Consider the following 8543-nt stretch of genomic DNA (forward strand, 5'->3'; position numbering starts at 1 on the left):
CTGACCACCAGCTCGACGCCCAGTAACCGCGTTACTCAGCACGCGCTGGCACCGCCCACCGACAACAGGGCAAACGTTGCCTGATGCGGCACTAGACGCCCGCAGCCGTGCATATGATCGGCGTCCGGCGGATGCGCGTCGCGGAGCGACGGCGCAGCAGCACCGGCACAGCAGAGGAGGATGCCAAATGAGTCCGCTGCACCTGACCGTCACGGCGGTACTCACCATTTCCGGCGTCGCGTTACAGATCTGGTCGTCTGCACCTAGCCAAAACGAGCGACAGTACGCCCTCCAGCTACCCGTGATTCTTCTCTACTCCCTGGCGGCGGCGCTCTTCCTGTTCTCCGCCTTCCCAGAGTCGCTCACCGAAGGCCGGGCGCTGGGGTTCGGACTAGGCGGCGCCGCAGGCTTTGCAGCGTTCTTCATGCTGGCATCCTTCGCATGGCTAGCCAAGACACGCAGTCGGGACGAGCTGGCGGCACGGCTGCTGAAGGTCAGCCGGGAGAACGCCGCCCTACGCCGACAACTGCTGAGCGAGCGCTCCTTGGGAGAGGCTCCGCGCCCCCTCGCCCAGTGCACCAGGTACGAACTGCCGCTACGTGGGGACCGGCGGCACCGGATCGGGATGGTTACCGGGAACCTGGCCAATGTTTTGGGGACGGACGTGTGGATCAATCCGGAGAACACCCGGATGGAGATGTCACGCGTCGACGAACCAACAATTTCCGCGACTATCCGCTACCACGGCGCCCGACGGGATCACACCGGCCAAATATCTCACGACACCATCGCCCTGGAACTTGCTCAGCACATGGCGGGCCGTTCACATCTTTCGGCTGGCCAGGTTCTAGCCACTGGACCGGGAGAACTGCAGGAAAGCAACCAGGTCCGGCGGGTCCTGCACGTAGCCGCCGTCGAGGGGGAACCCGGCTCCGGCTACCGCCAAGTCATGGATCTGGGGCGGTGCATTCGAAACATCCTCGCCGAAGTTGACCGAATCGCTGGGGCGGGCGAGCCACTGCGCTCAGTAGTGCTGCCGCTCCTTGGGACCGGCGGAGGCAACAGTGACCTGATCAAAACGGTGGACACCCTGCTGGCGGCCACCGTGGGCTACTTCCAATCCCACCCTGCATCGCCTATCCGCATCGTTTACCTACTCGCCTACACCGACGTGCAGGCCGCCGCATGCAGAGCAGCCCTCGACAGAGAGCCAGAACTGTACCCACAGGGTTAGCTCCGCGATCTCGCGGCGAATGGCTCCAAGGACGGCTCCGGATACCGCGTGGTCCCGGACCACTCACGTATCCGTGAGCGTTGGCCAGCCACAGAACTGCGGAGACCAATCGCGCCAACTCCGCACGGGCACCCGAGTGGCTGTGCCATGATCCTTGCATCAGGTGTGGGGAAGACGGAGTGAGAGTAGCCAACAGCAGATGAGCGATCCAATTGGGGAAATCACAAACGTTGAGAATCTCATGGAGGTTTTGGCGTCATCCGGAGGGCCAGATACCCAGTGGTATCGAGGGCACTCGGACATCTCGTGGCCACTCATCCCGTCATTGGCCCGCAAGCGGGAATGGATTGAGTCCGAGATTCTGATGCTGAAAAAATTCAAGCAAAACGCCATACCGCGCCTCGTTGGCCCACCTGCGGGAGAATGGGACTGGCTCTTCCTCGCCCAGCATCACGGCTTGCCAACCCGACTTCTCGACTGGAGCGAGAACCCTCTCATCGGCCTGTACTTTGCCTCCGAGTCCGACGAGGATGCCGATGGTCGTTTTTGGATCTTGCGACCGAATGACTTGAATGAGAAGAGCAGTCCAGGATCCCCTGGAATTTTGCTTTTCGGGCAGGATGACCTATTGGACACATACCTCCCGGAAAAGGCGAAGAGCCCGAGACCCACCCAGCCGCCCGTAGCCGCCGTTGCCGCCCGGTCATTTGGCAGGATCGTAGCGCAAAGCGGCACTTTCACAATTTGCCATAGGTCATTCGAGCCATTGGAAGGCGTCCATTCGGGCACTTGCCTTGAAAGTTACAGCGTCCCACTGACCCGAAAGGCGTTTATACGGGAACAGCTGAAGACGCTCGGCATCAACGCGATGACGGTATATCCGGATCTCAGCCACCTGGCCGAGTACGTGAGGAACGAGTTCTGATGGAAGAGTTCTCTATTGCACCGCTGCGCAACAGTTCAGTGGCATATATCTACCAGCAGCGCCCGCAGATCGAGATGGACCCGGTCTACCAGCGACAAGGCGGTATTTGGTCAGTCGACAAACAGCAACTGCTGATTGACTCACTGATCAACGGATTCGATGTCCCGAAGATCTACTTTCACGAGTTCGCGGCCAGGAAAACGGTGGACGGGAATCGACTTCGGTACGCCATCATTGACGGAAAGCAGCGCCTACAGGCGATCTGGGAGTTTCTCGACGGAAAGTTTCCACTTTCCGAGGACTTCAAATACTTCGAGGATGCTCAGGTCGCCATCGGCGATCTTACCTATTCACAAGTGGCGGAAAAGCATCCAGAAATTGCCGCGTACTTCAACGCAACCACGCTGGATATCATCGCCATCAGGACCGATGATATCGAAATCATCGAGGAGATGTTTTCTCGCCTGAATGAAGCCGTCCCACTGAATGCCTCAGAGAAGAGGAATGCACTTGGCGGACCGGTTCCACCCGCCGTCCGGGATCTTTCGCAGCATCCATTCTTCACTCAGCGGCTTGCATTCACCAATCGACGGTACCGCCATTGGGACTTGGCGGTCAAGTTTCTCTATTGGTGGCAAATGAATCGCGTTGCCGATGTGAAAAAATTCCATCTGGACGCCTTCGCGAAAGACATGAAGAAGAAGGAGAACGCAGGGAAGGAAACCGTAGAAAAAGACAAGGATGCAGTAACCAAGGTGCTCGACGCCATGGCCGAATGCTTCGAGGACCGCGACAAACTACTCTCCCAGGTCGGCATGGTCTCCGTCTACTACCTGGCGTTTCAGGAGATCATTCACGCGGGGGACGAGAACTTCCCCTCCAGGGATAGGTTTGCCGAGTTCGAAGAACTCAGGAAGCAAAATAGAGCCAAGGCCGAGTCTGATCTATCGGAAGCTCAGTACGAGTTGATCGAGTTCGATCGCTACGCTCAAAGCGCGAACGATGGGTCAGCCCTGGGATATCGCGTTAAAGTTCTCACAAGTTTCTTGAATGGAACACTCGGAGAAAATCCTGACCTGTTGTAACTGACGAAATAGTTCACTTCGGTGAAATTCTCCGGACTGCGCGAAGACATGAACCAAGAGCCCGTCCTACACGGCGGCAGGACGAGATACATTAGGGCAACTGCTTCGATATTCGCGTCAATGCTGCCAGGTTTCAACCTCGCCGCGTGCTGCGAAGCAGCTTAACTTTTCTCGCCTCTGCTGGCCCCACGGTCAATCACCACTTTAGGACGGGGTACTCATCGTGGTTGGCTTCGAATGCTCCACTCAGCCATCCGCCTGCAGGGCTGCCTCCTGCGGCTGCACTCGTCCGCCCCCACGTATCCTCCCCGGAGCGCAGCAGGGGTCTCAGCAGGTCCGCCGAGCAGGGTCGGGTAGCACGGTCAGCCCACCCGCGTCCCCCAAACCCGGCAACGCCGCTCAACGGACGGCTCACAGCATGCCGTTCTCCAGTAGTTCGCGGATCGCGTCATCCTGTCGACGGACAACCACTCGCCCGTCCCCATCGCTGTACACGACGACCGCGGCCCCTGGGGACAGCCCTGCCTCTGCAAGCACGCCCAGCGGGATCTCAACACTGCCGGCATCGGACACGAACGCCTCAGCTGGTTCCCTGATCATTCCGTCAGTGTGGCACTGTCACCGGCCTGCGCCCCTCACAGCGGGAAACGGCCATTGTGATCAAATCACTCCGGGCGGTCGCCCGGCCGCGCTCGCCGGAGGCGCTGCATGCAGCTTCAGGTGCTTGTGGATCGCCTCCCGGAGTGGTCCGGGCCCCGACGGTTGGGGGCGCATCCCCTCGGCCCACGGAACGCCGGCGTGGACCTCATGCCACTTTGGCCGCATTTGCTCGGCCTGACGGGGCCCTCCCTGGGGGTTCACGCCGAAGCCTTCAAGTATCACGTTCCAGACGGGCTGGAGGTCTTTGATCATCAAGCGCTCAGCCATCGGCGTGAAGAGGTCGTCGGCCGGGAGGTAGCGGACGTAGAAGTCCTCCAACTCGAAATCAGTAGCCGCTTTGAGCTTCCGCCGATGGGCCAAGATCCGCTTCCAGAGCGGCGTTCCTGCCCACGCTTCCGCAACCTCGAGGCCCTTGCGGCCGCCCTCGGGGTCGGACTTACCCACATAGATCGGCACCTCGAACGATCCGGAGATAGGCGCGTACAGCTCGTGATCCCCCGCATAGTAGATCGCGTAGATTCCGCAGCCATTGAACGACCGGACCATGTCCATTCGAACAGGGTCCCCAGAGGTAAGCGCCCAAAGCACGCTGCGGCCCAGGTTCTCTCGTCGAAGCGGGTCGTAGACGCTATCGACACCGGCTCGTGGCGGCTCGTCAACCGTTCCGTCGAAAGGAAGTTGGGCTGGCACTGTGGCTTCTCCGCCTCTTATCTGGAGCTGTCGGCTGCTGACTGCGCGCTAGTCCGCATTAGCTGAGTCAGTCATCCACTGCTGGTGGTTCGGCTACAACTACCCCGGCCGGTTCGGCCTCCGGCACGGCGCTGATGCGCTCTCCATCGCGGTAGTACCGCCACGCGCTCCGGTATGCGGTGGGGCTGTCGTCGTACATGATCACGTAGCCCATCAAGGCAGTGGCCTGCCACTTGGACGGTATTTCTGCGGAGACCAAGCGGAAGATCTCGTCGGCGGTGATCTCAGCCGCCGGCACGTGAACGTGCCGGGTCTTGAACTCCGGCGACTTCCCGTACCTGAAGTTGTACGGGAGGCCAGCCTTGATCGTTTCCAGAAGTTCATGCAGCGTCGTCTCGCCGGCCTGCAGACCCTTGACAGGTCGGTCCAGATCGATCGGGAACAGGACGTCGAAGTGGTTCTGCTTCAGGACTGTGCTGTCTCGCTGGCGGCCGGGGTCCTTGTTACCGAAGCCGTTGTTGTTCCAGGGGATGTCCCCCATGCCTTTGTGGTGGCTGATGAGCAGTTGTTCGGGGGCGAGGGCGGAGAAGTCTTCAGCCACGTACAAGCATGAGAAGGCCATCTCATCCAGGGAGATATTGCGGCGCCCCGAAATCTTGCTGAGGTGGTTGCGGAGGCGCGTCGGCAGGGACTTGTCGGCCTTGCCGACGTAGACGAACTCACCGTTCAGGTAGAGCTGGTAGACGCCAGGCTTCTCCTTCAGTCGCGTGATGCTCTCCTCAGCGAGCGGAGCCCTGGCGAGCCCGGCGAGCGCGACGGCCAGTTGATCGCCGAGCGCCTTAGTGATGCTCAGGGTGAAGTCCTTGTGGTACTGCGTCCCGTCGTTGGAGCCCACCACCGGTGCCATCCGCGCCCACTCCCCTTGGCCAACATGATCTCGGAAACCCTATAGGTGACCTACGAAGCCAGACGAACAGTCGACTCGAAATGGCTTGAAGATTTACAACTCCGCGGTATGCTTTTGGAATGGCTGAGCTGCAAGAAGGACCAAAGAAGGATCGCACAGGCGTCGAACTCTTCGCTGGCGCTGGCGGTCTGGCCATGGCCGTCCACCGCGCTGGGTTCCGCCCCCTGCTCTTCAACGAGTTCGCCAAGCGGGCTTGCGAGACGCTGGAGGCCAACGGGGCCCAGCGGCTGCCCGACGGTCAGCAACCCGCACGAGCCCCCGAGCCCCAAGAGAAAGTGCCCCTCGTCGCGGGTGATGTCCAGAATCTCGACATGGACTACCTGGCGGGCAAGGTCGACGTGCTCGCCGGTGGTCCCCCCTGCCAGCCCTTCAGCCTTGGTGGTGTCGCCAAGGGGGACGAGGACAAGCGGAACATGTTTCCGCAGATGTTCAAGGCCGTTCGTCAGATCCAGCCGAAGGCGGTGATCTGCGAGAACGTGCGCGGTCTACTCAGGCCCTCTTTCAAGCGCTACTTCGACTACATCCAGCGCGAGTTGGAGCTGCCCTTCGAGGAGCGAGCCGAAGGTGCCTCCTGGGAGCAGCACTACGAGTACCTGCTGGAGCGGCGCGAACAGGAGCCGGACGACCCCAAGAAGCGGTACGACATCGTCATGCTGCCGGTGAACGCCGCCGACTACGGGGTTCCCCAGATCCGTAACCGCGTGATCATCGTTGCGTTCCGTCGCGACCTGAATGTCGACCGCGAGATGTTCAAGGAGCTCGCTAAGCCGACACACTCCCAGGTCGCCCTCACACGTTCAATGGAGGAGGACGGAGACTACTGGAAGCGGCACTCCCACATCCCGGACCATGTGAGGGATCGAGTCATCGCTCGCCTACCGAAGATCATGCCGATGGACGATGGGCTTCTGCCCTGGCGCACCCTGCGCGACGCGCTTGCCGGTATCGGCGACAACAAGCCCCTTCCGGATGTTCCGGACGAGTGGCTGGATCGCAACGAGCACTTCCTGGGAGGCTTCACGGACCACATTGGCTGGCCCGATGCCCGCATCTACGACGGGCACACCCCTAACGAGCTCGATCGTCCGGCGAAGACCGTCAAGGCCGGAGTGCATGGGGTCCCCGGCGGTGAGTCAGTCATGCTCCTCGACGAGTTGGTGGCAGACAAGACAGCTCCGGGCGGAGTCCGTTACAAGCACAGGTACATGACGGTACGCGAAACCGCCCGCGTCATGACCTTCCCCGACACTTGGGAGCTCAAGGGCCCGCGGGGGGAGAAAATGCGCCAGCTCGGCAACGCCGTACCCGTTGCACTCGGCGAAGTGTTCGCGAAGGCGGTCGCGGCTGTTCTGGATGAAGCGGAGGAGCGTCAGAAGTGACCGGGCCCAGTAGTAGGGCGCAGGGCGGCTGGAAACAAGACTCGCCACCTGATCGAGCATGGAAGGGACGGCCTAGCCGTACACGCACGGCCATCACGGCGGAGCAGGACCGGGCCGCCGGGGGCCGTCACAGGCGGTCCGTGGACCTTGGCGGGGGACGGTTTGCCCGCGCTTCGGTGGAGCTAAAGGTGCTTCCCGATACGCGTCGGATTCGGGCGTACCTGCGCTGGTCTGACGGCGGCAAATCTCCCGCTCGCTACCTCGGCCAGGTAGAGCGTGCGACCCGTACCGAGAATCTCGCCGAGGGCTGGAAGGTGGCCTGGGAAAAGGGCCTTCTTACTGAGGAGCCACCGGTGGAGGGCTCCTGGGCCTCTTCGCCATCAGTACGTGCCGCCATGCGAGGCAACCGCAGCAAGGACACCCGACCCGAGCTACGACTCCGGTCCTTGCTGCACAGACAGGGTCTCCGCTATCGCGTTGCGGCACGGCCGCTGCCTGAGCTCCGGCGTACAGCTGACCTGATTTTTCCGAGGCCCAAGGTCGCGGTGTTTGTCGACGGGTGCTTTTGGCATGGCTGTCCCGAACACCTACGGGAGTCACATAAGAACGCCGATTTCTGGCGCAACAAGATCGAGGGCAACCGGACCAGGGACGCCGAGACGGACCATCTCCTGCAGAAGGCTGGCTGGACAGTCATTCGCGTCTGGGAGCACGAGGACCCCGAAGCGGCGGCCGCGCGAGTGGTAAGTGTTGTGCGAGGTTCGCCAGCGAATCAGAACGACGCGGGACATGTCGATCCCAGTCTGTCGAGCCTGTGATGCGGGTTTCAATTCTGAGCGCAGGGCACGTTGCGTCGATGGCGAATGTTGCGCCCGCACGATCTCCAGTCGGGGCTGGGGAGTGACGCTCTGATCGATCTGGCTGAGACTAAGCAAGGACGCACCTGGGCACCTACCGACCATGGATGAAGCGATGGCAGCTTGGGCATGTGCGGTGGCCGAGGGGGAACTGGCTGAGCCGCTTGCTCGGCGGTGGACGCACTCGCAAGGGGTCGCACGGCGCGCAGTGGGGCTGACCGGGGCTGTGGGTGGCGACGCTGAACTTCTAATCTCTGCGGCCATCCTGCACGATGTGGGATATGCGCCGCGCCTGGCCCTCTCTGGATTTCATCCGCTGGACGGTGCTCGCTTCCTCCGCGACAGCCACGATGCGGACAAACGGCTGGTCCGTCTCGTGGCCAACCACTCGTTTGCGTTGCTCGAAGCCGACGAGCGCGGCTTGAGGGCCGTGCTGGAAGCCGAGTTTCCACTTCTGGACGACCAGCGCCTTGTGGACGCACTTGTGTACTGCGACATGACGACAACCCCCGACGGCCAGGTCACGACGGTTGAGGCTCGGTTAGCCGAGATCACCGGGCGATACGGGTCCGACAGCCTGGTGGGGCGGTTCATCCGTCGGGCATCGCCGGACATCCTGGCGGCCGTAGGGCGGGTGGAGGCGGCCCTAGCTGTTCTATCCACGGAGGTTGGTGACGGATCCCACGGCTTGGGGATCTTGAACGAGTGAGGGCCTCCCGGGTTCGGTGTGGATTGCGACATCTACA

Annotated in this window: 9 protein-coding genes; 6 read left to right on the forward strand and 3 right to left on the reverse strand. The window is 61.6% G+C overall.

Annotated features, from left to right (window positions below; translation table 11 throughout):
- The first annotated feature begins 187 nt into the window (after nt 1-187).
- The 3 genes from ACIRJR_RS36985 to ACIRJR_RS36995 all read left to right on the forward strand — a co-directional run bounded on the left by ACIRJR_RS36985 (nt 188) and on the right by ACIRJR_RS36995 (nt 3244).
- Nucleotides 188-1234, forward strand: coding sequence for a hypothetical protein (locus ACIRJR_RS36985; RefSeq protein ID WP_403789157.1), 1047 nt, complete (start codon nt 188-190; stop codon nt 1232-1234).
- 199 nt (nt 1235-1433) lie between these two features.
- Nucleotides 1434-2159, forward strand: coding sequence for an FRG domain-containing protein (locus ACIRJR_RS36990; protein ID WP_403789159.1), 726 nt, complete (start codon nt 1434-1436; stop codon nt 2157-2159).
- A complete protein-coding gene (locus ACIRJR_RS36995) occupies nt 2159-3244 on the forward strand; it encodes a DUF262 domain-containing protein (protein ID WP_403789161.1) in 1086 nt (361 codons plus the stop codon). Before ACIRJR_RS36990 ends, ACIRJR_RS36995 begins: the two co-directional genes overlap by 1 nt.
- 411 nt (nt 3245-3655) lie before the next feature.
- On the opposite strand, the gene ACIRJR_RS37000 is transcribed toward ACIRJR_RS36995, so the two are convergent.
- From ACIRJR_RS37000 to ACIRJR_RS37010, 3 genes are all read right to left on the reverse strand, one after another.
- Nucleotides 3656-3844: a hypothetical protein gene (locus tag ACIRJR_RS37000; RefSeq protein WP_403789163.1), complete on the reverse strand. Its 189-nt coding sequence runs from the start codon at nt 3842-3844 to the stop codon at nt 3656-3658.
- A 60-nt stretch (nt 3845-3904) separates the two neighbouring features.
- A complete protein-coding gene (locus tag ACIRJR_RS37005) occupies nt 3905-4456 on the reverse strand; it encodes an Eco29kI family restriction endonuclease (RefSeq protein WP_403789165.1) in 552 nt (183 codons plus the stop codon).
- A gap of 205 nt (nt 4457-4661) precedes the next feature.
- Nucleotides 4662-5501, reverse strand: a complete 840-nt coding sequence (locus tag ACIRJR_RS37010) for a GIY-YIG nuclease family protein (protein ID WP_403789167.1) — start codon at nt 5499-5501, stop codon at nt 4662-4664.
- Between the two features lie 119 nt (nt 5502-5620).
- On the opposite strand from ACIRJR_RS37010, the gene ACIRJR_RS37015 reads away from it, so the two are divergent.
- From ACIRJR_RS37015 to ACIRJR_RS37025, 3 genes are all read left to right on the forward strand, one after another.
- Entirely contained in the window at nt 5621-6940 is a 1320-nt protein-coding gene (locus ACIRJR_RS37015) for a DNA cytosine methyltransferase (protein ID WP_403789169.1), read from the forward strand.
- Nucleotides 6941-7335: 395 nt separating this feature from the next.
- Nucleotides 7336-7758 carry a very short patch repair endonuclease gene (locus ACIRJR_RS37020; RefSeq protein WP_403789173.1) on the forward strand — a complete coding sequence of 141 codons (423 nt, stop codon included), beginning with the start codon at nt 7336-7338 and terminating at the stop codon, nt 7756-7758.
- Nucleotides 7759-7900: 142 nt separating this feature from the next.
- Nucleotides 7901-8506 (forward strand): HD domain-containing protein, encoded by a 606-nt coding sequence (locus tag ACIRJR_RS37025; protein WP_403789171.1) that lies wholly within the window; start codon nt 7901-7903, stop codon nt 8504-8506.
- Nucleotides 8507-8543: the final 37 nt, after the last annotated feature.

It is taken from the genome of Streptomyces sp. NPDC102402 (assembly GCF_044765765.1).
Classification (GTDB): domain Bacteria; phylum Actinomycetota; class Actinomycetes; order Streptomycetales; family Streptomycetaceae; genus Streptomyces.

What these genes read in the sequence shown, in the direction of transcription:
- ACIRJR_RS37000 (WP_403789163.1), bottom strand. Translation starts at nt 3,844, where the DNA reads ATGATCAGGGAACCAGCTGAGGCGTTCGTGTCCGATGCCGGCAGTGTT.
- ACIRJR_RS36985 (WP_403789157.1), top strand. Translation starts at nt 188, where the DNA reads ATGAGTCCGCTGCACCTGACCGTCACGGCGGTACTCACCATTTCCGGC.
- ACIRJR_RS36995 (WP_403789161.1), top strand. Translation starts at nt 2,159, where the DNA reads ATGGAAGAGTTCTCTATTGCACCGCTGCGCAACAGTTCAGTGGCATAT.
- ACIRJR_RS37005 (WP_403789165.1), bottom strand. Translation starts at nt 4,456, where the DNA reads ATGGACATGGTCCGGTCGTTCAATGGCTGCGGAATCTACGCGATCTAC.
- ACIRJR_RS37020 (WP_403789173.1), top strand. Translation starts at nt 7,336, where the DNA reads ATGCGAGGCAACCGCAGCAAGGACACCCGACCCGAGCTACGACTCCGG.
- ACIRJR_RS37015 (WP_403789169.1), top strand. Translation starts at nt 5,621, where the DNA reads ATGGCTGAGCTGCAAGAAGGACCAAAGAAGGATCGCACAGGCGTCGAA.
- ACIRJR_RS37025 (WP_403789171.1), top strand. Translation starts at nt 7,901, where the DNA reads ATGGATGAAGCGATGGCAGCTTGGGCATGTGCGGTGGCCGAGGGGGAA.
- ACIRJR_RS37010 (WP_403789167.1), bottom strand. Translation starts at nt 5,501, where the DNA reads ATGGCACCGGTGGTGGGCTCCAACGACGGGACGCAGTACCACAAGGAC.
- ACIRJR_RS36990 (WP_403789159.1), top strand. Translation starts at nt 1,434, where the DNA reads ATGAGCGATCCAATTGGGGAAATCACAAACGTTGAGAATCTCATGGAG.